This window comes from Hephaestia sp. MAHUQ-44 (assembly GCF_023806085.1).
Lineage (GTDB): Bacteria > Pseudomonadota > Alphaproteobacteria > Sphingomonadales > Sphingomonadaceae > Sphingomonas.
This window is the reverse complement of sequence record NZ_JAMSLX010000007.1, coordinates 165,665-190,499: the sequence shown is the minus strand read 5'-3', so window position 1 is coordinate 190,499 and position 24,835 is coordinate 165,665. Positions and strand designations below refer to the sequence as shown.

Sequence of the window (24,835 nt, the reverse complement as noted above, 5' to 3'; positions counted from 1 at the left end):
TCGGGCGGGGCATCTTACTGTTCTTGATATGTTCTTTCAATCTCCGGCAGCGACCATGCGTTAAATCAACGGGTTATAGCGTTTACGGCGCGTTGGACCCCGGAACCAGTCCGGGGTGACGACGGGGATCAGCTGGCGAGGGCTTCGGCGATGAGCTTGCGGGTGTTGGCGATGCCATAGAGCGCGATGAAACTGCCCATGCGGGGACCCTGGCTCGAGCCGAGCAGGGTTTCATAGAGCGCCTTGAACCAGTCGCGCAGGCTTTCGAAACCGCCGGTCTTACCGATCTCGTAGACGAGGTTCTGGATGTCCTCGGGCGTCGCGGTGGCGGGGAGCGCGGCGAGATCGGCGTCGAGGCGCTGCAACCCCGCGATCTCCGCCCCCTCGGGCGCGCGGCGCTGGAGCGTCGGGGCGACGACATCGCGATTGTACGCCAGCGCGTGATCGATCAGCCGGTCGAGCGCGGGGTAGGCGTCCGCCGACGCATCCGCGACGTAATTGCCAAGATAGCCCCACACCTGCTCGCGCGTCGCCTCGCCCCCCATCACGCCGACGAGGTTGAGCAACAACCCGAAGGTCACCGGCAATTGCTCGCCCGGCACCGCGCCGTCGTGGATGTGGTGCACCGGATTGCCGAGCTGCTGCTTCAACTCCTGCCCTGGATAATTGGCGCGATACTGCCAATAATCGTCGACCGCGCGCGGAATGACGCCCATGTGGAGCGCCTTGGCCTTCTTCGGCTCGCGATAGGCGAAGAAGGCGAGGCTCTCATCGGGGCCATAGGTCAGCCATTGTTCGAGGCTGAGGCCATTGCCCTTCGACTTCGAGATCTTCTCGCCCTTTTCGTCGAGGAACATCTCGTAATTGAAGCCCTCGGGCGGACGGCCGCCGAGGACGCGGGCGATCTTCGACGATTGGGTGACCGAATCGATCAGATCCTTGCCCGCCATCTCGTAATCGACGCCAAGCGCGACCCAGCGCATCGCCCAATCGACCTTCCATTGCAGCTTGGACATGCCACCGAGCGCGGACTGGACGATGCGCGCGCCGTCTTCGTCGGTGAAGGCGATCGTGCCCGCGTCGGCATCGACCACCTCGACCGGCACCTGCAGCACCACGCCCGTCGTCGGGCTGATCGGCAGCACCGGCGAATAGGTCGCGCGGCGCTCGGCGCGCAGCGTCGGCAGCATCACGTCCAGAATCGCATCGAAATGGCGCAGCACGCCCTTCAACGCCTCGTCGAAGCGACCGCCGGTGTAATAATCGGTCGACGAGACGAATTCATAATCGAACCCGAAGCGATCGAGGAACGCGCGCAGCATCGCGTTGTTGTGGTGCGCGAAGCTCTCGTGGCAACCGAACGGATCGGGGATGCGCGTGAGCGGCTTGCCGAGATGCGCGGTGAGCATGTCCTTGTTGGGGACGTTGTCGGGCACCTTGCGCAGGCCATCCATATCGTCCGAAAACGCGATCAGGCGCGTCGGCTGATCGGAGAGCGCGTGGAAGGCGTTGCGCACCATCGTCGTGCGCAGCACCTCGTTGAAGGTGCCGATATGCGGCAACCCCGAGGGGCCGTAGCCGGTTTCGAACAGCACCGCGCCATCGGACTTGCCGCCTGGATAGCGTTTGAGCAGCTTGCGGGCCTCTTCATAGGGCCAGGCCTTGGAAGCGAGCGCTTCGGTGCGGAGATCGGATGCGTTGGTCATGATGCGAGAGGCTGTGGCGCGGCCGCGCCGAAATCGCAAATCCGAAATGGCGGAAATAGGGGATTCGGCGACGCTAAGTTGACAAAGTTGACGCGCTGGAGGGGGTAAAGGCGGCGGGGTCGAAGGGGGCGATCGAGGAAGGGCGCGGGACAGGCGATACGGCTGGCCATGCGGGGATTATGGCATGGGAGAGGGGTTGTAGGACAGGGGTTGGGGCTTGGCGCGTTGTCGTTGGACCGATTGCGGCGGATGATCCGATTCTGGGCGCGACTCGCCACCAGTGATAATCATCATCTTTAAGGAACAGGTGGCGGCGAACCGTCCGCATATATTCCGTCGGGGGAAAGCATGACAACTTTGAGCGACACCGAGATTCGGAGCGAGATCAATGCGCAGCGGTTGATACGAAATGCTGATATGAGCGGGTTGGCCGGCGCCTGCTACGAGCTCAGAATGGGCAATGTTTACTACGACCTAACCGAAAACGGAAAGCGCTTCGCGCTGGCACAAAGTGAAGCGGTGCTGATCAAGCCAGGCCATCGGGTCGTGCTTATCACATCGGAGGAGTTCGACGTTCCGCCAGACATATTGGTTCGGATCGTTTCGAAGGGGTCGCTGTTCAGCGTTGGTCTCAGCCCAGTCGCGACATATGCCGACCCGGGCTTCGCCGGTAATCTGGGCATCGTCACCGAGAATATCAGCGACAAATATATTGAGCTGCCGCAAGGCGAACCAATCGCAAAGGCCGATTTTACACGGCTGTCGGGGCCAGTGGCAAAGCCATATCAAGGTCAACACGGCTTTCACACGGGCATCTGGCCAATCAAAACGCAGCTTCAGAGGAGCCACGCCGAGGTTAAGAGCGATCGGCGCGTTCTCAGCGAGCGATCGGAGGCCCTGGTGCTTCTGCCCGCAGCTACGCGGACAATAATTCGCCGCATTGAGACAACTCAAGCCTGGATCAATATTGGTATCGTTGTGGCGATCTTCATCAACGCGAGTGCTTTGTTCGCCGTGAGCGGGCATTGGATAGATAGTATCGTCGCGATTGTCACAAATTTAGTTGTTAGCGCTGTCATCGGACTCGGCGCTGTTCTCGTGAGCTATCTTCGAAGGACCTGAGCATGGAACTATCGGCGCTGATCAAGGAACAGATAGAGCGGGATCGCAGGAGAGGATTCGCGGTCGATTTCGACAGCGAGAAGTCGCGCGAAGATCAGTTGATGCGAGACCTTGTCGGGCTGTTTGGCGAGGTCGGTGAGTTCTCCAACTTGCTCAAGAAGGTCACGCTCGCGCGAACGACCGAAGGCTACTCGGGACCGACCCTCGGCGATGCCACGCCGCACCTCCGCGAAGAACTTGCCGACGCGGCCATTTATATTTTTCGACTTGCCACAATCCTTGGTGGTAATCTCGAACAGGATATTATCGAAAAGATCAGGCGGAATGACGAACGCTATCGCGACCTCGAGCACTAGACGAATATTCTTCTTGGGAGTTAATACGGGCTACGTAACCAAGGGCGTCCCCGACGATCGTTACGTAGACTTCTACCAGCGCCGCGCGTCTCCACAGATTTATTGCGCGATCGTGGGGAATGTCGTTGTGCCCGGCGGCCATGGTAGCAACGCTTCAACGCCAACCCTTACGGATAGGAGCATCTGGGCAAAAATCGCGAGCGCGATTGCCGAGGGTGGCACCATACCGGGGATTCAGCTAGCCACGGCTTGGGAAGGCTATGTGGGAACGCGCAAGTTCATCGGAGCCGAACCCCACCATGTCATCGCTGCAGCGCGCCACCTAATAAATGAGTTGGACCTCGCAGGTACGGCTATGGCGCTCAGTGCGTTTGACGAAGCCGCAAGGATGGCCGTGGATCATGGCTTTCGGCACGTCCAACTACATGGCGCGCATGGTTATCTCTTGAGCCTTATGATCGACAGTCGGATAAATCCGAACGCCGAGAAAGTACTCGATCGATTATCTTCTCTTGCCGAGCGGTTGGCGTCCGACGGCATCGAAAGCTCGATTCGGATTTCGCTACGGACAGGCGACGTGGGCTTCGACGCCGAAGGGGCTTACGCGTTTCAGAATAGGATCGCGTCACTTCCCTTTGATTATGTCGACTTGTCATCAGGCTTCTACAATATCGACAAGCGGCTTATTTATCCGTCGCGCCCAAAAATTCTCAGTAGTCGCCTCCAAGAAAGCCGGGCTATAGCATTGCGATTTCCCCATAAGGCATTCATCTTTTCGGGTCGGGCGATGCTGAATGACGAAGGACGGTTTCCTGCTAATCTCCACATAGGTCTCTGTCGAGATTTGATTGCCAACCCGCACTTTTTGAGCAACCCACACAATGGCTGCCAGAATAGAAATAAGTGTCATTACTTTTCCAGGGGTGAAGATCACCTAACCTGCGCCTTATGGGGCGAAAGTAATACCTGATATTAGGTGCTCACAAGACCATTCCCGGGGCTGGAAGCATCACTTGGGATCGGCAAGTTGGGCGCAAAGCAACCACCCCCCTCCCCCTGTTGCCAATCTGTTCCCTACCAGCGACAAGGGACTTCATGACGCTTCCCTATCCCGCGCTTCATGCCAGCCATGGCGGCATCTGGCTGGCCACGCCCGATGGCGAGACGCGGGCATTGGGGCGGGGGGAGGCGATCCGGATTGCGGCCGATACGCCGGTGCTGGTGCTGGGCGCGCCGCTGGTGGGGCAGCGGCTGGGTTATGCCGATCTGTCGGGGCTCGATCTGCTCGAATTGTTCGCGTTCCTCCACCCGGCGCGGTTCATGGTGCCGACGCCCAAGGGGCTGGCGCGGGTCGCGGGCGTGTTGCCGCCGACGCGCGACGAGGAGGTGGCGCCGTTCTTGCGCGAGGCCGCCCAGCGGCTGCTCGCGATCGCCGAGGGCGACTGGCCCGAGCGCGAGGGGGCGTGGACCGCGGCGCAAGCGCTGGCGCGGCTGCGCTGGGCGTGGGCGCCCGCGCTGGCCGATCGGATCGCGCGGCCCGCCGAAAACGAGCGCTGGCTGTTTTCCAAACTGCCCGAATGGCACGAGGCCGCGCCGCGCCCGGCGCCGCGCACGGTGACGCTCGACGCCGCCGAGACGCAGGCGCGGCTGGCGACGCTGACCGGATCGGCGGCCGAGCAGCGCCCCGGCCAGCGCGCCTATGCCGAGGCCGCCGCGCAGGCCTTTGCCCCGCGGATGATGCGCGATGCCCCCAATCTGGTGCTCGCCGAGGCGGGGACGGGGATCGGCAAGACGCTGGGCTATCTCGCGCCCGCCTCGCTGTGGGCCGAGAAAGCGGGCGGCGCGGTGTGGGTATCGACCTATACCAAGGCGCTGCAACGCCAGTTGGGGCACGAAAGTGCGCGGCTCTATCCCGACGACGCGGTGCGGCGCGCGCGGGTGGTGACGCGCAAGGGCCGCGAGAATTATCTGTGCCTGCTCAACCTCGAGGATGCGTTGCAGGGCGGGTTTGCCGGGCGTGCGGCGGTGCTTGCGCAATTGGTCGCGCGCTGGGCGGCGTATAGCGCCGACGGCGACATGGTGGGCGGCGACCTGCCCGGCTGGCTGCCGACGCTGTTCCGCCGCGCGGGTGCGACCGCGCTGACCGACCGGCGCGGCGAGTGCGTTTATGCCGGGTGCCCGCATTTCCGCAAATGCTTCATCGAACGCGCCGCGCGGGCCAGCGCCGAGGCCGATATCGTGATCGCCAACCACGCGCTGGTGATGGTCAACGCGGCGCGCGGGCGCGAAGCCGCGACGCGGCCGACGCGCTATGTGTTCGACGAAGGCCATCATCTGTTCGACGCCGCCGACGCGATGTTTTCGACCGCGCTGACCGGGCAGGAGGCGATCGAGATCCGGCGCTGGGTGATCGGCCCCGAATCGCGTAGCCGGGGGCGGCGGCGCGGGCTGGCGGCGCGGCTGTCGGATGTCGCCAGCTATGACGAACAGGGCGCGCTCGCGATCCAGGCGGCGGGCGAGGCGGCGGCGGCGCTGCCCGCCGACGGTTGGCTCCAGCGGCTGAGCGAGGGCGAGCCGTTCGGCGCGATCGAGGCGCTGCTCGCGAGCGTGCGGGGCCTCGTCTATGCGCGCGACACCGCCAAGAGCGACGCGGGCTATGGGCTCGAGACCGAACTGGCCGAGCCCTCGCCCGAATTGATCGATGCGGCGGCGGGCGCGGCGCAGGCGCTCGACGGCTTGTACCGGCCGCTGGTGACGCTGGGGCGGCGGCTCGAGGCGGTGCTGGCCGAGGCGCCCGACTGGATGGACGGCCCGGCGCGCGCGCGGATCGAGGGCGCGATCGCCTCGCTCGGCTGGCGCGCCGAGACGGTGGGGGCGTGGCTGGCGCTGCTCGCGCGGGTCGGCGGGCCGGCCGATCCCGATTTCGTCGACAGGCTCGCGATCGACCGGATCGAGGGGCGCGAATGGGATATCGGGCTGCGCCGCCACTGGCTCGATCCGACGCGGCCGCTCGCCGAGACGGTGCTCAAGCCCGCGCACGGCGCGCTCGTCACCTCGGCGACGCTGCGCGCGGGGGGCGACTGGGGGGTGGCGGCGGCGCGCGCGGGCGCACCGCACCTCGCCGCGCCCGCGCAATTGTTCGAGGCGCCGAGCCCGTTCGATTATGCCAGCCAGGCCGAAGTGCTGATCGTCACCGACGTGCCGCGCGGCGACGTGGCCGCGCTCGCCAATGCCTATGCGCGGCTGATCGTCGCGGCGGGCGGCGGCACGCTGGGGCTGTTCACCGCGATCCGGCGGCTGCGCGGGGTGCATGGGCGGATCGCCGACCGGCTGGCGCGCGAGGGGTTGCCGCTCCACGCGCAGCATGTCGATCCGATCGATACCGGCACGCTGGTCGATATTTTCCGCGACGACGGCCACGCCTCGCTGCTCGGCACCGATGCGCTGCGTGACGGCGTCGACGTGCCGGGGCATTCGCTGCGGCTGGTGGTGATGGAGGGCGTGCCCTGGTCCAAGCCCGGCGTGCTCCACGCTGCGCGGCGGATGGCGGGCGGCGGCGGCGCGTATGAGGATCGGCTGGTGCGCGCGCGGCTGGCGCAGGCGTTCGGCCGGCTGATCCGCCGCGCCGACGATCGCGGCGCGTTCGTATTGCTGTCGGCGGCGATGCCCTCGCGGCTGCTGACCGCGTTCCCGCCGGGGGTAGGGATTGCGCGCGTGACGCTCGACGACGCGGTCGCGCGCGTCGTAACGCGTCTTTCCTCGGCCGCGCCGATCGTGCAAGAGACGGGGGAACACGCCTGACGGAGATCGCTGCCCCCATGAAAACCTTGACGCTGCTGAGGCACGCCAAGTCGGGCTGGGACGATCCGGTCGAGCGCGATTTCGATCGCCCGCTCAACGCCAAGGGCGAGCGCGCGGCGCAGCTCATCGGGCGGCACCTGCGCTCGCTGGGGCTCGAATTCGACCACATCATTGCCTCGCCCGCGGCGCGCGTCGGCGATACGATCGACCAGCTTGGCGCGGGATATGGGCGCGCGTTCGTGCCCGAATGGGACCGGCGGCTTTATCTCGCCTCGCCCGTAACCTTGCTCGACGTGATCCACGGGCTGCCCGCCGAGGCCGAGCGCGTACTGCTGATCGGCCACAATCCGGGGCTCGAGGAACTGGTGCTGCTGCTGGTGCCCGACGATGCCAGTGACGTGTTGCGACAGGAGGCGGCGGCCAAATACCCGACCGCGACGGTCGCCGAGATTCGTTTCGCCGACGACTGGCCGTCGGTGGGGGCGGCGACGGGGACGCTGACGCGCTTCATCCGGCCGCGCGATCTCGATCCGGCACTGGGGCCCGATCAGGCGTAACGCGCGTTACCGGCCCTGCGCGCGCCAGCGGCGGATGGTGCGGGCGATGATCTGATCTTCCTGACCGACGTCACTCCACAATTCGGAGAACAGCGGATCGCTCGACGCGGGGCGCTTATGTTCCTCGAGCGAATCGAAACCGACGCGGATCGGGATCGCGACGCCCTCGCCGCAGATCACGCATTCGCGGTTGCGGAGCGCGGGGATCGAATCGAGAAAGCCACGCGCGCCCTCGGGCATCGCGGCGCGGACGAACGCCTGGTCGCGATCGTTGTTGAGGCGCATCGAGATGATCGTGCCGCATTGCGACAGCACGCCTTCGGCCAGATCCGACGGACGCTGCGTGATGAGCCCCAGCGAGACGCCGTATTTACGGCCTTCCTTCGCGATTCTGCTGAGGATGCGGCCGACCGACGATGCCTCGGCGTCGTTGCCGCTCGGGATGTAGCGATGCGCCTCTTCGCAGACGAGCAGGATCGGCCGCTGCGGTTCGTTGCGCGACCAGATCGCGAAATCGAACACCATCCGCGCGAGCACCGAGACCACCACCGAGGTGATTTCCGACGGCACGCCCGAGACGTCGATGATCGAGATCGGCTTGCCGTCGCCCGGCAGGCGAAACACGCGGCCGATGAAATCGGCCATCGTATCGGCGACGAGCATCCCGGAGAACATGAAGCCGTAGCGCGGATCGGCCTTGATCTCGTCGATCTTGGTCTTGAGCCGCAGATAGGGCGCGGTATCGCCGGCGCGATCCATCTTGCCCATTTCGAGCTGGATGATGTTGGTGAGATCGCTGAGCAGATAAGGCACCGGCGCGTCGACCGTCAGCTTGGCGATCTCTTGCCCGATCCGGCCCTTGGCGCGCGCCGCGAGCAGGCATTTGGCAAGGATATCGGCATCGAGCTGGCGATCGGCGCCATGGCTGGTGAGGAACACTTCGCAATGTTCCTCGAAGTTCATCAGCCAATAGGGCATTTGCAGATTGCCGACATCGTAGATCGCGCCGGTGGTTTTGAACGCCGCGCCATATTCGCCGTGCGGATCGATCATCACGATATGGCCCTGCGGCGCGCGCTCGCAGATGCGATGGAGGATCAGCGCGGCGGCGGTCGATTTGCCGGTACCGGTCGAGCCCAGCAGCGCGAAATGCTTGCCCAGCATCGCATCGATATAGAGCGCGGCGCGGATGTCGCGCGTCGGATAGACGATGCCGATATCGATATTGGCGCGATCGTCGGCGGCATAGATCTGCTCGAGATCGGCGGTCGCGGCCGGAAAAACCGGCGCACCGGGGCGCGGATAGCGGGTGATGCCGCGCCGGAATTTACAGAGCTTGCCGGTCAGCCGTTCCTCATCGCCTTCGCCGACAAAATCGACCTCGGCGATGATGCGATCGTCACGGTCGGGCGCGAGCCTGAGCGCGCGGATATTGGCGACCAGCCACACCGAGCCGACGCGCACCTTGATCTGGCTACCGACCTGCCCGGCCGCCGCAATCGCGGGATCGGGGCTTTGCGCGACCGTATCGAGCGCGGCCGAATCGAGCACGACCTGGCTGCCGCCGCCGCTGATCGCCGCAACGACACCGATCCCTTTCGGGCTGAATCCCACCGGCGCACTTGGTGCCTCCGCGGGTTCGATACTGCGACCCGCCAATTCCTGCGCGCCCAAAACTTCTACCATCAACCACGTCCCCGATGGTCAAACGGCGTCAACCATGCCGCCGAAAGGTGAAGATAGTGTTTGCCGCGATCGCGTTGCGGGTGCCCCCGCGCGATCATTCGTAGCGCAGCGCCTTGACCGGATTGGTCCGCGCGACCCGCCAGGCGTGCGCCCCGATCGTCAGGATCGCGATTGCCAGCGCCAGCACACTCGCGGCGACGAACGGTACCGGGCCGAGCGGCATCCGCACGTCGAAGCCGTTGAGCCAGCCGCGCATCACCCACCACGCCACCGGCCAGGCGATGAGGTTGGCGATCAGCACCGGCCGGCTGAACTGCCACACCAGCAGCCGCACGATATCGCGCGTCCGCGCGCCGAGCACCTTGCGGATGCCGATTTCCCTGGTGCGCCGCTCGGCGGTGAAGGCGGCGAGCCCGAACAGCCCGAGACAGCCGATCACCACCGCGAGCACCGCGAACGCGCCGAACAATTGCGCGCGCGCCGCGTCGCGATTGTAGAGATCGTTGACGATGTCGTCGACGAAGCGTGCCTGGAAGGGAATATCGGGCACCAGCCGCTGCCACACCGCCGCGACCTGATCATGGACCGCGCTGGGGCTGCGCCCCTGAAAGCGGATCATGAGCTGCGTGACGATGCCGGTATCGTAGAGATAGAAGATCGGCTGGAGCGGCGCGCGTACCGAACGGTAGCGCACGTCATCGACCACACCGACGATCGTCGAGGGCACAAGGCCGTATTCGCTTTCGACGATCGAGGTCTTGATCTGCTTGCCGATCGCTGCGGCGGGGCTTGCGAAGCCGAGCCGCCGCGCCGCCTCGCGACTGACGACGATATTCACCCCGCGCGCCACCAGTGCCCGCTGGATTTCGGGCGACGGCGGCGACGGCGTGGTGGCATCGTCCATCGGCCGCGCGTCGGAGAGCGTGCGCCCGGCAAGCAGCCTGATTCCCATCGCCTCGAAGAAACCCTGATCGGTGCCGTAGACGCCGAGCGCGACATGGCTGGGGCTGCCCGGCACCTGCACGTCGGTCGCCGAATTATGGCCGTTCGCGACCGCGATATTGGTGCGGCCAATCACCACCACGCCGGGAATACGCCGGATCTGCTGCATCAGCACATCGATGACCTGTTCGGCCTGCGGGCGACCGATCCCGTCGAGCTGGAGCAGCCGCTCGCGCTGATAGCCGGCATCGACATTGCGCGCGTAACTGGTCTGCGCATAGACGATCGCGGTGCAGATGATCAGCCCGATCGACACCGCGAATTGCGCGACGACGAGCATGCCCCGCAACCGCCCCGAGCCTTCCGCCCCCGCCGCCGAGCGGTTCGCCTTGAGCACGCGCGCGGGCTCGAAGCGCGACAGCACGAGCGCGGGATAGAGCCCGCCGGCAATGCCGACGAGCAAGGTCAGCGCGATCACCGGGAGGATCAACCCGTCGCCGCTGAAATAATGCACCGCGATCTGGGCATCGAGAAAGCCGTTCAAGGCGGGCAGCATCAGTTCGACCAGCGCGAGCGCGACCAGCATCGCCAGCGCCGCGACGAGGATCGATTCGCCGAGGAATTGCGCGATGAGCTGGCGCCGGGTGGCGCCCAATACCTTGCGCAGCGCTACTTCGCGCGCGCGCTGGGTGGCGCGCGCGGTGGCGAGGTTGGTGAAATTGACGCACGCCATGCCGAGGATCAGCAAGGCGACGATCGCGAAAGTGACGATCGTCGTCTTGTCATTGCCCGGCGTCTGCGCGCCGCCTTGCGCTTCGCCGAGATGGACGTCGCGGATGTTGACCAGCTTCCAATCCTGATAATCGCCCGGATTGCTGATCCGCACCCCATCATTCTCGTCGGGGATATTGCGCTTTTCCCATGCCGGAAGCTGCGCCTCGATCGCGGCGGCATCGGCGGGCGCGCGCAGCCGCAGCCAATAGCCCCCCTCCTGCCAGCTCCAGCTCGTCATCGCGCCGGGGGTCGCTTGCCAATAGGTGGCGGGGGCGAAACGCGCGACCATGCCGAAGCCGAGCGACGAATTCTTCGGCAGATCACGAAACACGCCGGTGACGCGATAATCCTCCTTGAGCGCGCGGCTGGTGAGCGTCAGCGTCTTGCCGATCGGATCGTCATTGCCGAAATATTTCCGGGCCGCTTTCTCGCCGAGTACGAGCGAATGCGGATCGTCGAGCGCGTGCGCGGGATCGCCGCGCACGAACGGCACCTTGAGCACATCGAACAGATTGCCGTCGACGAACAGCGCGCCGGGCACCGTACTCGGCTGGCCGTCCTGCAGCACGACGATCGCCTGGCTGGTGAAATAGACCGCGTTCGCGACCTGCGGGAAATCCTGCTTCAGCCGCTGGCCGGTGACGTAGCTGGTCTGCTGGAGCTTCATCTCCTCGCCGCCTTCGTCGGTGGCGTGGTAGAAATCCTGGAGCTGGAACACTTTGTCCGATTGGGGCAGCCAGTCGTCATAGCTGAATTCGTAGCGCACATAGGACAGGATCAGCAGGCACGCCGCGATCCCCAGCGACAGCCCGGCGATGTTGATGATCGTATAAGCGCGGTTCTTGGCGAGTGCGCGCAAGGCGACCGTGAGATAATTGCGCCACATCGGACCGACCCCTCCTCTCGTCTCAGGCCGCGCGGCGGTGTTGCTGGAGGATGCGGCCGTCGAGCATCTGGACGATGCGGCCCGCATAATCGGCGTGCGCGGGCGAGTGGGTGACCATCACGATCGTCGCGCCGTCGGCGTTCAACGTCTGGAGCATCCGCATCACTTCCTCGCCGTGCGCGGTATCGAGGTTGCCGGTGGGCTCGTCGGCGAGGATCAGCCGCGGGCTGGCGACCAGCGCGCGCGCGACCGCGACGCGCTGCTGCTGGCCGCCCGACAACTGGCTCGGCCGGTGGCGCGCGCGATGCGCGATGCCGACGCGATCCATGACCGTATCGGCACGCCGGCGGCGCTCGCTTGCCGACACGTCGTGATAGAGCAAGGCGAGTTCGACATTCTCGCGCACCGTCAGCTCGTCGACGAGGTTGAAGCTCTGGAAGATGAAGCCGATCGCGCCCTTGCGCACCTCGGCGAGGCGGCTTTCGGGCAGCCCGGCGACTTCCTGGCCGTCAAAAACGTAGGACCCGCTCGACGGGCTGTCGAGCATCCCCATCAGGTTGAGCAGGGTCGATTTGCCGCACCCCGAGGGGCCCATGATCGCGACGAACTCGCCCTCGGCAATGTCGAGATCGATCGCGTCGAGCGCGGTCGTCTCGACCGTGTCGGCGCGGTAGACCCGCGATAGCGCGCGCATGCTCAGCATCGTGTTCGTCCTTTCAGTCGTCGAGATCGAGGCGGTTCTTGTCGGCGAAACCGGTGTAGGGCGAGGTGATGACGCGCTCGCCGGGCTCGAGCCCATCAAGCACCTCGATCGATTCAGCATTGCGCCGCCCCAGCCGCACCGGGCGCCGAATCGCGCTGGTGCCGTCGGGGGCGACCACGAACACCCAATTGCCGCCGGTTTCGTTGTAGAAAGCGCCGTTGGGGATCAGCAGCGCAGGCGCGGGATCGCCGAGTGTCAGCTTCGCCTGGAGCGTCTGGCCGCGCTGGAGATCGGCGGGCTCGTCGCCGAGGAATTGCAGATCGACCTGAAACTGGCCGTTTTGCACCTGCGGATAGATTTTGGTGACGCGCGTCGGATAGCTTTTGCCGCCCCAATCGACGCTGGCTTTCTGCCCGACCGCGACGCGCCCGAGATAGAATTCGTCGACCCCGGCGATCAGCTTGTTGCGCCCCGGCGAATCGATCTGCCCGACCCGCTCGCCCTGCGGCAGCGACTGGCCGATCTGGATCGAGAAGCCCGAAAGCTGCCCCGTCACCGGCGCGCGCAGATTGAGCGCATCGAGGTTGCGGCGCGCGATCTCCAGCCCCGATTCGAGCGATTGCGCCGCCGCGCGCTGCTGCGCCAGTTGGCTCGCCTGAAGCCGCTCGTCGGTCGCCTGGCTGTGCTGGACAGCGGCGAGACGCTGGCGCTCATAGCGATATTGATCGGTGGTATCGTCGAACTGCTTGCCCGCGACGAAGCCTTTCGCGGCCAAAGGTTGCTCGCGTTCGTACTGGCGCCGCGCCCTGGCGGTGTCGAGCTGCGCCTCGAGCACCGCGCGGGTGTTGGCGAGCCGGGTCTGTTCGAGCGCGAGTTCCTGGCTGCGCATGTTGTTGATCTGCTGCGTCACCTCGGTCTGGCGCGCGAGCAGGTTGAGCGCGAGATCGGGGTTGGAGAGTACCGCGAGCATCTGGCCCTTGGTGACGCTGGCGCCGTCCTCGACCAGCACTTGCTCGACCCGCCCGCCCTCGACCGCGTCGAGATAGACCGTGACCAGCGGGGTGACGCGCGCGCGCAGCGGGATGAAATCGTCGAACGTCGCCTTGGTGACCGGCGAGATCGTGACATGATCGGCCGCGACATTCTGCGTGCCGGCGCGTGGCGCGAACCACAGGAAGATCGCGGCGAGCGCCACCGCCACCAGCGCGCCCGCCGCGATCTTCAGCCTGGCCGGGAGCCCCTTTTTCGCGACCACGCGATCCATACCGCTGCCGCTCGCCGGCGCTACGGTTTCGTCTTTTTCGATCGGCACCCCGCTCATGCGTTTGCGCCCCGCAAGGGTCATGCCAGCCGTGCGATCGACGCGCGGGCGCGGATGCGCGCTCACCGGCCGCTGCCGGCAGTGTCCGCTTCCGGACACTTCTGTCCACGACCGGACACGACGGCGCGCTGCGCCGTTCAGGCGGCCGACGAGACGACGACCGACGGCGTGCCGGGCAGCACCGGCGGCGCCGAGGCGAGCGCGAGACAGGCGGTCGCGGCAACCGCGCCGATAAGGCTCAGGATACGGCGGAAAACGATGATAGGCATGACAACCTCCGAATTTTTGGCATGACGTGCCGAGCGTTGCAGCCGGCGTGCCAAACCGCTTGCCACGGTTTTCCGCCATTGGCCGCGTCATACCCCCGGCTGGCACACAACTTGATTGTCCGGAAACGGGCAGCCCCTGTACGAGAGCGGACAAGATGACGAGCACAACCGAATTCGATCTCGCCGTGGTCATCGATGACGACGAGGACATCCTGACCGCGGCGCAACTGCTGCTGCGGCGGATGTTCGCCGAGGTGCTCACCGCGCCCAACCCGCAGGCCGCGCTCGACATGCTCGGCGCGCGGCTGCCCGATGTGGTGCTGCTCGATGCCAATTTCGCGCGCGGCGCGACCGATGCCGCCGAAGGGCTGGCGTGGCTGGGCCGGCTGCTCGCCTACGATCCCGATATGGCGGTGGTGATGATCACCGCGCATGCGGGGCTTCAGGTCGCGGTCGCGGCGATGAAGCGCGGCGCGACCGATTTCGTCTCCAAGCCGTGGTCGAACGAGAAACTGCTGACCAGCGTGCGCACCGCGGCGACGCTGCGGCGATCGCGCCGCGACGCACCGGCCGGGCGCCCGCATCCGCTGGCCGGGGGCGCGGCGACCGGGAGCACGCTACTGCTCGGGCGCTCGCCCGCGATGGCGCGCGTCCAGTCGCTGATCGCGCGCGCGGGGCCGACCGACGCCAATGTGCTGATCCTGGGCGAGAACGGGACGGGCAAGGAACTGGTCGCGCGCGCGCTCCACGGCGCGTCGCACCGCGCCGACGCGCCGATGCTGACGGTCGATCTGGGCGCGATCACCGAGGATCTGATCGATTCGGAGCTGTTCGGCCATGTGAGAGGTGCCTTCACCGACGCCAAAAGCGACCGCGTCGGGCGCATCCAGGCGGCCAGCGGCGGTACGCTGTTCCTCGACGAGATCGGCAATCTGCCGCTCCACCTCCAGCCCAAATTGCTGTCGGTGCTCGAACAGCGCCAGGTGACGCCGGTGGGCGCCAACACGCCGATTCCCGTCGATATCCGGGTGATCGCCGCGACCAACATGGCGCCCGCGATGCTCGCCGACGACCGCTATTTCCGGCAGGATCTGCTGTTCCGGCTCAACACCGTCGAGATCGACCTGCCGCCCTTGCGCGACCGCCGCGAGGACGTGCCCGAGCTGCTCGAACATTTCCTGATCCTCTACGCCAGACGCTATGGCCAGCCGGTACCCGCGATCACCCCCGAGGCGATGACCGCGCTCAGGCATCACGACTGGCCGGGCAATGTCCGCGCGCTGCGCCACGCCGTCGAGCGCGCGGTGATCCTGTCGGGCGGCCAGCCGCTTCGCGCAGAGGATTTCCCGGTCGGCGCCGCTGCGTCGCGCCTGCGCCCCGAAGCCGTGGTCGCACCGGCGGCGGCCGATCTCAATCTCGATCGCGCCGAACGGCGGCTGGTCGAGGCGGCGCTCAGGAAACACGGCTACAATATCTCGCTCGCCGCCGCCGAACTGGGGCTGTCGCGCGGCGCGCTGTATCGGCGCATGGAGAAACATGGCCTCTGAACGGCGCTTCCTGATCGGGCTGGTGCTGCGGATCGCGCTGCTGACCGCCACGCTCGCCTTGCTGATCGCCGCGTGTCTGACGCCAGGGCTGGCAGCGGCACGGGTGCTGGCCGGGCTGCTCGTCATCGGCGCGGTCGCCTTGCTGTGGGCGCATGTGACGCGCACCAACCGGATGCTGACGCGCTTTGTCGAGGCGCTCAACGCGGGCGACACCGGCGTGCGGTTCGCGGCGGGCGGCGGCGCGGGATTCGACGCGTTGGGCGCGGCATTCGATGCGGCGATCGCCCGCGCGCGCGCCGAGCACGATACGGCGACCGAACAGGTCCGATTCCAGCAGGCGCTGATCGACGACATGCCGATCGCGGTGCTGACGATCGACGCCCGCGGCGCGGTGACGCCGGGCAACAAGCTGGCGCGGCGGCTGTTCGCCGCGCATCTTTCGGGCGCGCAGGCCGAGGATTATGCGATTTACGGATCGACTTTCGCGCGGCGGCTGACCGGCGCGGCAGGCGGCGGCGAGGAAACGCTGCTGCTGACCTTCGCCGGGCGCGCCGAGCGGGCGATCGTGCGCTCGGCCGAACTGGCACGGCTCGACGGCCAGACCCGCGTCGTCACCATCCAGCCGGTGCAGGGCGCGTTCGACAGCATCGAAATGGCCGCACAAAGCGATCTTGTGCGCGTGCTGACGCACGAAATCCTCAATTCGCTGACCCCGATCACCTCACTCGCCGAAACCGCGAGCGACCTGCTCGATGCGCCCGCGCTCGAGGCCGATCCGCGCGTCGCCGATGCACGGATGGCGGTGGGCACGCTGATGCGGCGCACGCGTGGCCTCGGGCATTTCATCGAAAGCTATCGCGCGGTCGCGCGCCCACCGGTGATCGCGCGCCAGGTGTTCGCCGCCGCGCCCTGGGCGGCCGAACTGGCACGGCTGCTCGCCGCCGACTGGCCCGATGTGCCGGTGGAAATCGGGATCGCCCCGGCGGGGCTTGCGCTCGACGCCGATCCCGATCTGCTCGCACAGGTGCTGATCAACCTGCTCAGGAACGGCGCCGAGGCCGCGCACCAGCACAGCGCCGCCCCCAAGCTACGGCTGTCGATTACGACGATTGAGGGTGGCGGGCGGCGGCTGACCGTCGCGGACAACGGCCCCGGCGTGCCGCTTGCGATCCGGCAAGACGTGTTCCTGCCCTTCTTCACCACGCGCGCCAAGGGCACCGGCGTGGGGCTCAACCTCGCGCGTCAGATCGTGGTCGCGCATGGCGGCGGGATCGAGGTGACCGACGCGGCCGGGGGCGGGGCACAGTTCGAGATTGTGATTTAGCGACGGGTTGGCGCCGAGGGCTGGCGCTCGCGGCCATAGAGGTGACCGCGTTGCGCACCCCAGCACCCGAGGTTGACCAAAAGGGGAATGGTTCAGCCTCCATCTCTCTGTCTGTGAGGCTGTCGCGTGGGGCACGATGGACCCCGGGACAAGTCTGGGTGACAGAGGCGATTAAGTGCCCAACACGTTCAGGTGACGGCTCAGCCTGCCTCGGCGATCAGCGCGGCGGCCTCGGCTCCCATCCAGTCGAAGCCGCCCGACAGGCGCCAGACCTCGCGGCCATCGGCGTCGAACAGGATCGTGGTCGGCAGGTTGGCCTGATAGGCGAGGCTGAATTCGAGCTTGGGATCGGTATAGGCGGGCAGATGCGCGATGCCCTTGTCCTTGAGGAACGGCACCGCCTTGGCCTTGCCTTCGAGATCCTGGCTGACCGTCAGCACATGGAGTGCCGCGCCCTTGTGCACCGCGAGCGCATCGAGTGTCGGCAGTTCGGCGACGCACGGCGCGCACCAGGTCGCCCACAGGTTGAGCAGCACCGGCGTGCCCTTGAAATCGGCGAGCGTCACCGTCTTGCCGTCGGGCGCGGTGAAGGCGACCGTGGGCGCCGCCGCGCCCTTGTGGCTGCGATCGAGTTTCTGCGCCGGGGCCGCCGCGGCGGCGGGGGCGACCTCGTCGGGGCTTGGCGTTACCTCGTCGGGCGAAGCCTGATTGGCATCGGCCAAAGCGCCGCTTGCTTGCTCCGCGCCCGGCTTGGCCCTATCGCAGCCGCCGACCATCAGGGTCGCGACGAGGAGAAACGGTATCAACGCGCGCAAGGACAACTCCAATGCCATGTGGGGCGGGCGCTTCGTCGAAGGCCCGGCTGCGGTGATGCGCGAGATAAACGCCTCGATCCCCTTCGACAAGCGCTTGTGGCGCGAGGATATCGCGGGATCGAAGGCGCATGTCACGATGCTGGCCGCGCAGGGCGTGGTCTCGGCCGAGGATGCCGCGGCGATCCGTGACGGGCTCGACGCGATCGCGGCCGATTATGCGCGCGACGGCGTGCCCGAGGATCTCGCCCTCGAAGACATCCATATGGTCACCGAATCGCGGCTGGCGGCGGCGATCGGCCCGGCCGCGGGGCGGCTCCATACCGCGCGCTCGCGCAACGACCAGGTCGCGACCGATTTCAAATTGTGGACGCGCGCCGCAATCGACGAGGTGTTGGCCGCGCTCGGCAGCCTGCAGGACGCGCTGATCGCGCGCGCCGACGAGCATGCCGACAGCGTGATGCCGGGCTTCACCCACCTCCAGAGCGCGCAGCCGGTGACGCTGGGCCACCATCTGATGGCGTATCACGCGATGATCGCGCGCGACCGCAGCCGCTTTGCCGATGCGCGCGCGCGCGCCAACGAATGCCCGCTGGGCGCCGCTGCACTGGCGGGCACGGGCTTTCCGATCGATCGGCATGCCACCGCCGCCGCGCTCGGTTTCGACCGGCCGACCGCCAATTCGCTCGATTCGGTATCGGACCGCGATTTCGCGCTCGATTATCTGATGGCGGCGACGCAGACCGCGCTCCATCTGTCGCGGCTCGCCGAGGAATTCATCATCTGGGCGTCGCAGCCGTTCGGCTTCGTCTCGCTGTCTGACCAATGGTCGACGGGATCGTCGATCATGCCGCAAAAGCGCAACCCCGACGCCGCCGAGCTGGTGCGCGGCCATTCAGGGCGGATCGCCGGGTGCATGACCGCGCTGGTGATGACGATGAAGGGCCTGCCGCTCGCTTATTCGAAGGATATGCAGGACGACAAGCCGCCGGTATTCGAGGCGCACGACCTGCTCGGGCTGTCGATCGCGGCGATGACCGGGATGATCGAGAGCGCGACCTTCCGCACGACACGGATGCGCGCGCTGGCCGAATCGGGGTTCGCCACCGCGACCGACCTTGCCGACTGGCTGGTGCGCGAGGCCGGGGTGCCGTTCCGCGAGGCGCACCATATCACCGGCCGCGCGGTCAAGGCCGCCGAGGATGCCGGCGTGCGGCTCGACGCGCTGCCGCTCGACACGCTGACCGCGATCGACGCACGGATCGATGCGCGCGTGTTCGACGTTCTGTCGGTCGATGCGTCGGTGGCGAGCCGGACGAGCCTTGGCGGCACCGCGCCGGTGCGGGTGCGCGAGGCGATCGCCGCGGCGCGCGCACGACGCGACGAAGAGGCAGGCCGATGAAACCAGCGATCCTGATCGCCGCGATCGCCTTGACCGGCTGCGGCTCGGCGGCGGGGCTCAAACCCGCCGACGGCAAGCCCTTGCCCGTCGCCGCTTATGGCGAGCAAGCGCGGCCTGCCGCCAGCGAACTGCTGACCCCGCCACCCCAGACCCGCCCGCGCCGTGACGACGAACTCCTGAAAGAGTCGCACGAGCGCGCCCCCGATCCCTTCGACCTCCCGCCTGAGAACTGATGGACCATTTTACGCTGATCGACGGCGCGCTCCACGCCGAACGGGTGCCGCTTGCGCGCATCGCCGACGAGGTGGGCTCGCCCGTCTACGTCTATTCGGCGGCGACCTTTCGCCGCCATGCCCGCGTGTTCCGCGACGCCTTGCTGCCGCTCGGGCGGGTGCATCTCGCCTATGCGATCAAGGCCAATCCCAATGTCGCGGTGCTGCGGCTGCTCGCCGACGAGGGCTATGGCGCCGATGTCGTCTCGGGCGGCGAGATGGCGCGCGCGCTGGCCGCCGGGATGCCCGCGAGCGAGATCGTCTTTTCGGGCGTCGGCAAGACCCGCGACGAATTGGCCCGCGGGCTCGACGCCGGGATCGGCCAGTTCAACCTCGAGCTTGAGGAAGAAGGCCGCGTCCTCGCCGAGATCGCGGCGGCGAAGGGGATGACCGCGCGCGCGGTGCTGCGCGTCAATCCCGATGTCGATGCGGGCACCCACGCCAAAATCTCGACCGGGCGCAAGGAGAACAAATTCGGCGTACCGATCGACCGCGCGTCGGGAATGTTCGATCGGCTTGCCGGGCTTCCCGGGCTCGATCTGCGCGGGGTCGCGATCCATATCGGCAGCCAGCTCAGCGATCTCGCGCCGCTCGCGGCGGCGTATACGCGCGTCGGCGAACTGGTGGCCGAGCTGCGCGCGGCGGGCCATCGTATCAGCCGCGTCGATCTCGGCGGCGGCCTCGGCGTGCCCTATAAGCACGACGACGTGATGCCGAGCCCCGCCGATTACGGCGCGATGGTTGCCCGCACGACCAGGGGCTGGGACGTCGAACTGATGTTCGAGCCCGGCCGCGTGATTGCGGGCAATGCCGGGGTGCTGCTGACGCGCGTGATCTGGGTCAAGCCCGGCGTCACCCATCCCTATGTCATCGTCGATGCGGCGATGAACGATCTCGCGCGCCCCGCGCTCTACGATGCCTGGCACGATTTCGCCGCGGTCCGCCCGACCGGCGAGACGATGGTCGCCCATATCGCGGGGCCGGTGTGCGAGACCGGCGATACCTTCGCGATGGGCCGCACGATCGACAAGGTCGTCTCGGGCGATCTCGCGATCTTCCGCACCGCGGGCGCTTACGGCGCGACGATGGCCTCGACCTATAACAGCCGCGCGCTGGTGCCCGAGGTATTGGTCGATGGCGATCGCTACGCCGTGGTCGCCGACCGCATCGCCGCCGAGACGATCCTCGCCGCCGAGCGCGTGCCCGAGTGGCTCAGGCGGTGAGCCTCCACAGCCTGCCGTTGTTCGTCAGGCTGGCAGGCAAGCCGGTGATCCTGCTCGGCGACGGCGCGGCGGCCGAGGCCAAGCGGCGGCTGCTCGACCGCGCGGGCGCGATCGTGGTCGCAGATCATCCCGACGCCCGGCTCGCGATCGTCGCGATCGAGGATGAGGCGGCGGCACGCGCCGCGGTCGATCGGCTGCGCGCGCGGGGCGTGTTGGTCAACGCGGTCGACCGGCCCGATTGGTGCGACGTCACGATGCCCGCGATCGTCGACCGCGATCCGGTGCTGATCGCGATCGGCACCGGCGGCGCGTCGGCGGGGCTGGCGGGGGCGCTGCGCCAGCGGATCGAGGCGATCCTGCCCGCAGCCCTCGGCGGGCTTGCGCGCGGATTGTTCGCGGCGCGCGAGGCGATGCGCGCGCGTTACCCCGATGACGGTGCGCGGCGGCGCGCGCTGGGGGCGGCGCTGGGCGACGGCGGAGCGCTCGATCCGATGGCGAGCGATGCTGACGCCGTGACGCGGTGGCTGGAGGACGATGCCGCGACGCCCGCGCGCCGGACGACGATCCGGCTGCGTTCCGCCGATCCCGACGATTTGACGCTGCGTGAGGCGCGGTGGCTGGGACAAGCCGACCGGGTATACCACGCCCCCCATGTCGCGGCCGCGATCCTCGATCGCGCGCGCGCCGATGCGACGCGGATTTGCGGCGCCGCTCCCGCTGCGCCACAACCGGGGCTGACCGTGGTGTTGGAGATGGACATGCCCGAGAGCGCATCGTGACCGGATTCGCGTATCGCATCATCAAGGGCGTGCCCGAGAAGATCGATCCCGAAGCCGCGCTTGCCGCCGATGGCGATTTGATCTGGGTTCATCTGTCGACCAACAATCGCGAGGCGCAGGATTGGCTGGCCACCAGGGCCGCGCTCCCCGATTATGTCATCGATGCCCTGACCGCGACCGAGAGCCGGCCGCGCTGCGAGGCGGTGGGCACAGGCGCGTTCATCAACCTGCGCGGCAATGTCGCCGACAAAGCGGACCTTCCCGACGCGCTGGCATCGGTGCGGATCTGGGCGGCGGGGCCGCGCGTGTTTTCGGCGATGCGCAAGCCGCTGACCGCGCTCGATGCGGTGGTCGCCGCGATCGACGCGGGCGAGATCGGCGATCCGGGCGATCTGATCGCCAAATTCGCTGCCGCAATCACCGAGGAGCTCGACCCCGAGGTCGCCGATCTGGGCGACGAACTCGACGATTGCGAAGCCGATCTCGATGCCGATCATGTATTCGAACTGCGCCGCAATGTGACGCATGTGCGCGTCGAGGCGATCCGCTATCGCCGGTTCCTGTCGCCGCAGCGCGCGGCGCTCGAAAAGCTGGCCGCACTACCGGTCGACTGGCTCCACGACGACGATCGGCTCCATCTTGCCGCCGCCGCCGATCGCGCCGCGCGGATGGCCGAGGAACTCGACAGTATCCGCGAACGTGCCGCGCTGATGCACGAGGCGCTGACCGATCTGCGCGCCGAACAGATCGACAGCCGGTCGCTGCTGATCTCGATCGTCGCGCTGGTGTTCCTGCCCGTCACCTTCATCACCGGGCTTTACGGGATGAACGTGGAGAATTTGCCTTATGCCAAAGAGCCCTGGGCGTTCGATGCGATCTTCGGCGTGTGCGCCGCGATCGCCGCGGGGGTGATCATCTATTTCCTGCAGCGGCACTGGTTCCGGAGGTGAATCTGATTGCCGCCGCACCGGCCCACTCCCCCACCCCACCTCCCGACGGCAGTATACTGAATGGGAGGTGGAATGGGGGAGCGGGCCGGTGCGGCAATCCACGCAAGTGGATCAAATACTCACCGAGAGCCGGGCATTGAGCGCGGCGATCGATTCGGTGAGCCGTCGGCATTCCTCGCGGCGTTCGGCAAGTTCGGTACGCGCCTCGCCGAGTTCGATCGCGCGGGTCGCGATCCGCGCATCGAGCATCGCGTTCGAGCGCTTGAGTTCGGCGATGCGCTGCGCGCGATCGATCGTGCGTTCGATCCGCGCCGCGAGCAGATCGATCGCGACGGGCTTGGCGAGCAGATCGTCGGCGCCCGTGGCGAGCGCCTCGACCGCCGCGGCGGCATCGTTGTGCCCGGTCAGCATGATCACCGGCAGGTCCGCGGTTTCGTGGTTGGCGCGGATTTCGGCGAGAACGTGAAGTCCGGTCAGCCCCGGCATCACCATATCGAGCAGGACCAGATCGACCCCGCGCGCGGCGAGCAGATCGAGCGCCTCGCCGCCATTGGTGCATTGCACGACGAAAAAGCCACGGCGCGACAATTGCTCACCGAGCATCTCGAGCGTCGCGCGGCTGTCGTCGATCGCCAGCACGGTACGGACCGGCCGTTGGCGCGTGCGTGGCGCCTCGATGTCGTCGAATCGTTCCATGCGGCTCCTATCCCAGACCCGCCCGTATGACGCACGATCGTCACGATTCGGTAAACCGTCGCCCAACCATATCCGGGCTTGTCGCCCCGGCCGGCAGAGTGGCAGGCTGATAGCGATGAGCGACTTCGACGCGATCGTGATTGGCGGCGGGCATAACGGGCTGGTGTGCGCCTGGTATCTGGCGCGCGGCGGCAAGCGCGTGTTGGTGCTCGAACGGCGCGGCGTGGTCGGCGGCGCGGCGGTGACCGAGGAATTCGTGCCCGGATTCCGCAATTCGACCGCGAGCTATACGCTGGGGCTGCTCGATCCGCGCATCATCGCCGATATGAACCTCCAAGCGCATGGACTGCGTATCGTCGAGCGGCCCTATGCCAATTTCCTGCCCACCGAGGACGGCCGCTATCTGCTGATGGGCGGCGGGCAGAGTCGCGCGGCAATCGCGCGCTTTTCGCAGGCCGACGCGGCGGCGCTGCCCGAGTACGAGCGGCGGCTCGATGCGGTTGCGCGCGTGCTCAGGATGCTCGCCGATCGCGCCCCGCCCGATGTGGGCGGCGGGCCGGGCGATGTCGCGCGCGCGATCGATCAGGCGTGGCGGTTGCTGCGGCTGCCGATCGAGGCCAAGCGCGACGCGCTCGACCTGTTCACGCGCTCGGCGCGCGAGGTGCTCGACGGCTTTTTCGAAAGCGATTGCGTCAAGGCGGTGTTCGGCTTCGATGCGGTGGTCGGCAATTATGCCAGCCCCGACACGCCGGGCAGCGCCTATGTGCTGCTCCACCATGTGTTCGGCGAGGTGAACGGCAAAGCGGGCCAATGGGGCCATGCGATCGGCGGGATGGGTGCGGTGACACAGGCGATGGCGCGCGCGTGCGAGGGCGCGGGCGTGACGATCCGCACCGACGCAGCCGTTGCCCGCGTGCTCGCGACCGGCACGCGCGTCGACGGGGTCGAACTCGCCGACGGCAGCCGGATCGGCGCGCGGATCGTCGCTTCGAACGTTCACCCCAAAACGCTGCTGCTCGACATGGTGCCGCCCGACACGCTCGACGCCGGGGTGCGCGCGCGGATGGCGCAGCACGCCAACGGATCGGGGACGTTCCGGATCAACGTCGCGCTGTCGGCGCTGCCGCGTTTCGCGGTGCTGCCCGAGCCGGGCGATCATCTCAAAAGCGGGATCATCCTCGCGCCCAGCCTCGATTATATGGATCGCGCCTTCACCGACGCGCGCGCGCACGGCTGGTCGCGCCGCCCGATCGTCGAGATGCTGATCCCGAGCCTGGTCGACGATAGCCTCGCACCGCCCGGCCAGCATGTCGCGAGCCTGTTCTGCCAGCATTTCAACCCCACGATCGCCGGCGGCTGGGACGTGCATCGCGATGCGGCGGTCGAGACGATCTTCGACGCCATCGAGGCGGCGGCACCGGGGTTCCGTCAAGCGGTGATCGGCCATCTCGCGCTGGCGCCTGCCGATCTCGAAGCGCGTTTCGGGCTGGTCGGCGGCGATATCTTCCACGGCCGGATGTCGCTCGACCAATTGTGGAGCGCGCGGCCGATGCTGGGAATGGCGGGCTATCGGATGCCGCTTGCCGGGCTGTGGCTGTGCGGATCGGGCGCGCATCCCGGCGGCGGGGTCAGCGGGCGCCCGGGGCGCAACGCCGCGCGCGCGATATTGCGGGGGCGCTGAGCCGTTTTCCGTTCGCCCTGAGCTTG

General features: G+C 67.2%; 21 protein-coding genes. 13 read left to right on the top strand and 8 right to left on the bottom strand.

Annotated elements, in window-relative coordinates:
* Window positions 1–128 precede the first annotated feature (128 nt).
* Window positions 129–1,706, bottom strand: coding sequence for a lysine--tRNA ligase (locus NFE57_RS10000; protein ID WP_252135428.1), 1,578 nt, complete (start codon window positions 1,704–1,706; stop codon window positions 129–131).
* A gap of 357 nt (window positions 1,707–2,063) precedes the next feature.
* Here NFE57_RS10000 and NFE57_RS09995 point away from each other — a divergent pair, with 357 nt between their 5' ends.
* From NFE57_RS09995 to NFE57_RS09975, 5 genes are all read left to right on the top strand, one after another.
* Window positions 2,064–2,828 (top strand): dCTP deaminase domain-containing protein, encoded by a 765-nt coding sequence (locus tag NFE57_RS09995; RefSeq protein WP_252135427.1) that lies wholly within the window; start codon window positions 2,064–2,066, stop codon window positions 2,826–2,828.
* Between the two features lie 2 nt (window positions 2,829–2,830).
* Entirely contained in the window at window positions 2,831–3,184 is a 354-nt protein-coding gene (locus tag NFE57_RS09990) for a nucleoside triphosphate pyrophosphohydrolase family protein (RefSeq protein WP_252135426.1), read from the top strand.
* Window positions 3,153–4,154: an oxidoreductase gene (locus NFE57_RS09985; protein WP_252135425.1), complete on the top strand. Its 1,002-nt coding sequence runs from the start codon at window positions 3,153–3,155 to the stop codon at window positions 4,152–4,154. Before NFE57_RS09990 ends, NFE57_RS09985 begins: the two co-directional genes overlap by 32 nt.
* Before the next feature lie 125 nt (window positions 4,155–4,279).
* The gene (locus NFE57_RS09980) at window positions 4,280–6,985 is read left to right on the top strand and encodes an ATP-dependent DNA helicase (RefSeq protein ID WP_252135424.1); all 2,706 of its coding nucleotides are present in this window, start codon (window positions 4,280–4,282) and stop codon (window positions 6,983–6,985) included.
* Between the two features lie 17 nt (window positions 6,986–7,002).
* Window positions 7,003–7,542 carry a SixA phosphatase family protein gene (locus NFE57_RS09975; RefSeq protein WP_252135423.1) on the top strand — a complete coding sequence of 180 codons (540 nt, stop codon included), beginning with the start codon at window positions 7,003–7,005 and terminating at the stop codon, window positions 7,540–7,542.
* A gap of 6 nt (window positions 7,543–7,548) precedes the next feature.
* Here NFE57_RS09975 and NFE57_RS09970 read toward each other — a convergent pair whose 3' ends face one another.
* The 5 genes from NFE57_RS09970 to NFE57_RS16680 all read right to left on the bottom strand — a co-directional run bounded on the left by NFE57_RS09970 (window position 7,549) and on the right by NFE57_RS16680 (window position 14,123).
* Window positions 7,549–9,228: an ATP-binding protein gene (locus NFE57_RS09970; protein WP_252135422.1), complete on the bottom strand. Its 1,680-nt coding sequence runs from the start codon at window positions 9,226–9,228 to the stop codon at window positions 7,549–7,551.
* 94 nt (window positions 9,229–9,322) lie between these two features.
* Window positions 9,323–11,830, bottom strand: coding sequence for an ABC transporter permease (locus NFE57_RS09965; RefSeq protein ID WP_252135421.1), 2,508 nt, complete (start codon window positions 11,828–11,830; stop codon window positions 9,323–9,325).
* A 22-nt stretch (window positions 11,831–11,852) separates the two neighbouring features.
* Window positions 11,853–12,533 (bottom strand): ABC transporter ATP-binding protein, encoded by a 681-nt coding sequence (locus NFE57_RS09960; RefSeq protein ID WP_252135420.1) that lies wholly within the window; start codon window positions 12,531–12,533, stop codon window positions 11,853–11,855.
* A 13-nt stretch (window positions 12,534–12,546) separates the two neighbouring features.
* The gene (locus tag NFE57_RS09955) at window positions 12,547–13,920 is read right to left on the bottom strand and encodes an efflux RND transporter periplasmic adaptor subunit (RefSeq protein WP_252135419.1); all 1,374 of its coding nucleotides are present in this window, start codon (window positions 13,918–13,920) and stop codon (window positions 12,547–12,549) included.
* Between the two features lie 71 nt (window positions 13,921–13,991).
* On the bottom strand, window positions 13,992–14,123 hold the full coding sequence (locus tag NFE57_RS16680) for a hypothetical protein (RefSeq protein ID WP_286207763.1): 132 nt from the start codon (window positions 14,121–14,123) through the stop codon (window positions 13,992–13,994).
* Window positions 14,124–14,278: 155 nt separating this feature from the next.
* Here NFE57_RS16680 and NFE57_RS09950 point away from each other — a divergent pair, with 155 nt between their 5' ends.
* Together NFE57_RS09950 and NFE57_RS09945 are read left to right on the top strand one after the other, a co-directional pair.
* Entirely contained in the window at window positions 14,279–15,670 is a 1,392-nt protein-coding gene (locus NFE57_RS09950) for a sigma-54-dependent transcriptional regulator (protein ID WP_252135418.1), read from the top strand.
* A complete protein-coding gene (locus NFE57_RS09945) occupies window positions 15,660–16,994 on the top strand; it encodes a sensor histidine kinase (protein ID WP_252135417.1) in 1,335 nt (444 codons plus the stop codon). The genes NFE57_RS09950 and NFE57_RS09945 overlap by 11 nt, the downstream gene beginning before the upstream one ends.
* A 200-nt stretch (window positions 16,995–17,194) precedes the next feature.
* On the opposite strand, the gene NFE57_RS09940 is transcribed toward NFE57_RS09945, so the two are convergent.
* Window positions 17,195–17,809 carry a TlpA family protein disulfide reductase gene (locus NFE57_RS09940; RefSeq protein WP_353653900.1) on the bottom strand — a complete coding sequence of 205 codons (615 nt, stop codon included), beginning with the start codon at window positions 17,807–17,809 and terminating at the stop codon, window positions 17,195–17,197.
* 16 nt (window positions 17,810–17,825) lie between these two features.
* On the opposite strand from NFE57_RS09940, the gene argH reads away from it, so the two are divergent.
* From argH to NFE57_RS09915, 5 genes are read left to right on the top strand one after another with little or no spacing between them, the layout of a single operon-like run.
* Window positions 17,826–19,208 carry an argininosuccinate lyase gene (argH, locus tag NFE57_RS09935; protein WP_252135416.1) on the top strand — a complete coding sequence of 461 codons (1,383 nt, stop codon included), beginning with the start codon at window positions 17,826–17,828 and terminating at the stop codon, window positions 19,206–19,208.
* Entirely contained in the window at window positions 19,205–19,441 is a 237-nt protein-coding gene (locus tag NFE57_RS09930; protein WP_252135415.1) for a hypothetical protein, read from the top strand. Before argH ends, NFE57_RS09930 begins: the two co-directional genes overlap by 4 nt.
* The gene (lysA, locus tag NFE57_RS09925; RefSeq protein ID WP_252135414.1) at window positions 19,441–20,703 is read left to right on the top strand and encodes a diaminopimelate decarboxylase; all 1,263 of its coding nucleotides are present in this window, start codon (window positions 19,441–19,443) and stop codon (window positions 20,701–20,703) included. The genes NFE57_RS09930 and lysA overlap by 1 nt, the downstream gene beginning before the upstream one ends.
* Window positions 20,688–21,482, top strand: a complete 795-nt coding sequence (locus NFE57_RS09920) for a precorrin-2 dehydrogenase/sirohydrochlorin ferrochelatase family protein (RefSeq protein ID WP_382280238.1) — start codon at window positions 20,688–20,690, stop codon at window positions 21,480–21,482. Before lysA ends, NFE57_RS09920 begins: the two co-directional genes overlap by 16 nt.
* Complete coding sequence (locus NFE57_RS09915) at window positions 21,479–22,432, top strand: CorA family divalent cation transporter (protein WP_252135413.1); 954 nt, start codon at window positions 21,479–21,481, stop codon at window positions 22,430–22,432. Before NFE57_RS09920 ends, NFE57_RS09915 begins: the two co-directional genes overlap by 4 nt.
* Window positions 22,433–22,543: 111 nt before the next feature.
* Here NFE57_RS09915 and NFE57_RS09910 read toward each other — a convergent pair whose 3' ends face one another.
* Window positions 22,544–23,128, bottom strand: a complete 585-nt coding sequence (locus NFE57_RS09910) for a response regulator (protein ID WP_252135412.1) — start codon at window positions 23,126–23,128, stop codon at window positions 22,544–22,546.
* 115 nt (window positions 23,129–23,243) lie between these two features.
* On the opposite strand from NFE57_RS09910, the gene NFE57_RS09905 reads away from it, so the two are divergent.
* Window positions 23,244–24,809 (top strand): phytoene desaturase family protein, encoded by a 1,566-nt coding sequence (locus NFE57_RS09905; protein WP_252135411.1) that lies wholly within the window; start codon window positions 23,244–23,246, stop codon window positions 24,807–24,809.
* The last annotated feature ends 26 nt before the right edge of the window (window positions 24,810–24,835 follow it).

Coding starts and splice junctions, on each gene's coding strand:
- NFE57_RS10000 (WP_252135428.1), bottom strand. CDS start 1,706: ATGACCAACGCATCCGATCTCCGCACCGAAGCGCTCGCTTCCAAGGCC.
- NFE57_RS09990 (WP_252135426.1), top strand. CDS start 2,831: ATGGAACTATCGGCGCTGATCAAGGAACAGATAGAGCGGGATCGCAGG.
- NFE57_RS09985 (WP_252135425.1), top strand. CDS start 3,153: ATGACGAACGCTATCGCGACCTCGAGCACTAGACGAATATTCTTCTTG.
- NFE57_RS09980 (WP_252135424.1), top strand. CDS start 4,280: ATGACGCTTCCCTATCCCGCGCTTCATGCCAGCCATGGCGGCATCTGG.
- NFE57_RS09975 (WP_252135423.1), top strand. CDS start 7,003: ATGAAAACCTTGACGCTGCTGAGGCACGCCAAGTCGGGCTGGGACGAT.
- NFE57_RS09970 (WP_252135422.1), bottom strand. CDS start 9,228: ATGGTAGAAGTTTTGGGCGCGCAGGAATTGGCGGGTCGCAGTATCGAA.
- NFE57_RS09965 (WP_252135421.1), bottom strand. CDS start 11,830: ATGTGGCGCAATTATCTCACGGTCGCCTTGCGCGCACTCGCCAAGAAC.
- NFE57_RS09960 (WP_252135420.1), bottom strand. CDS start 12,533: ATGCTGAGCATGCGCGCGCTATCGCGGGTCTACCGCGCCGACACGGTC.
- NFE57_RS16680 (WP_286207763.1), bottom strand. CDS start 14,123: ATGCCTATCATCGTTTTCCGCCGTATCCTGAGCCTTATCGGCGCGGTT.
- NFE57_RS09950 (WP_252135418.1), top strand. CDS start 14,279: ATGACGAGCACAACCGAATTCGATCTCGCCGTGGTCATCGATGACGAC.
- NFE57_RS09945 (WP_252135417.1), top strand. CDS start 15,660: ATGGCCTCTGAACGGCGCTTCCTGATCGGGCTGGTGCTGCGGATCGCG.
- argH (WP_252135416.1), top strand. CDS start 17,826: ATGTGGGGCGGGCGCTTCGTCGAAGGCCCGGCTGCGGTGATGCGCGAG.
- NFE57_RS09930 (WP_252135415.1), top strand. CDS start 19,205: ATGAAACCAGCGATCCTGATCGCCGCGATCGCCTTGACCGGCTGCGGC.
- lysA (WP_252135414.1), top strand. CDS start 19,441: ATGGACCATTTTACGCTGATCGACGGCGCGCTCCACGCCGAACGGGTG.
- NFE57_RS09910 (WP_252135412.1), bottom strand. CDS start 23,128: ATGGAACGATTCGACGACATCGAGGCGCCACGCACGCGCCAACGGCCG.
- NFE57_RS09905 (WP_252135411.1), top strand. CDS start 23,244: ATGAGCGACTTCGACGCGATCGTGATTGGCGGCGGGCATAACGGGCTG.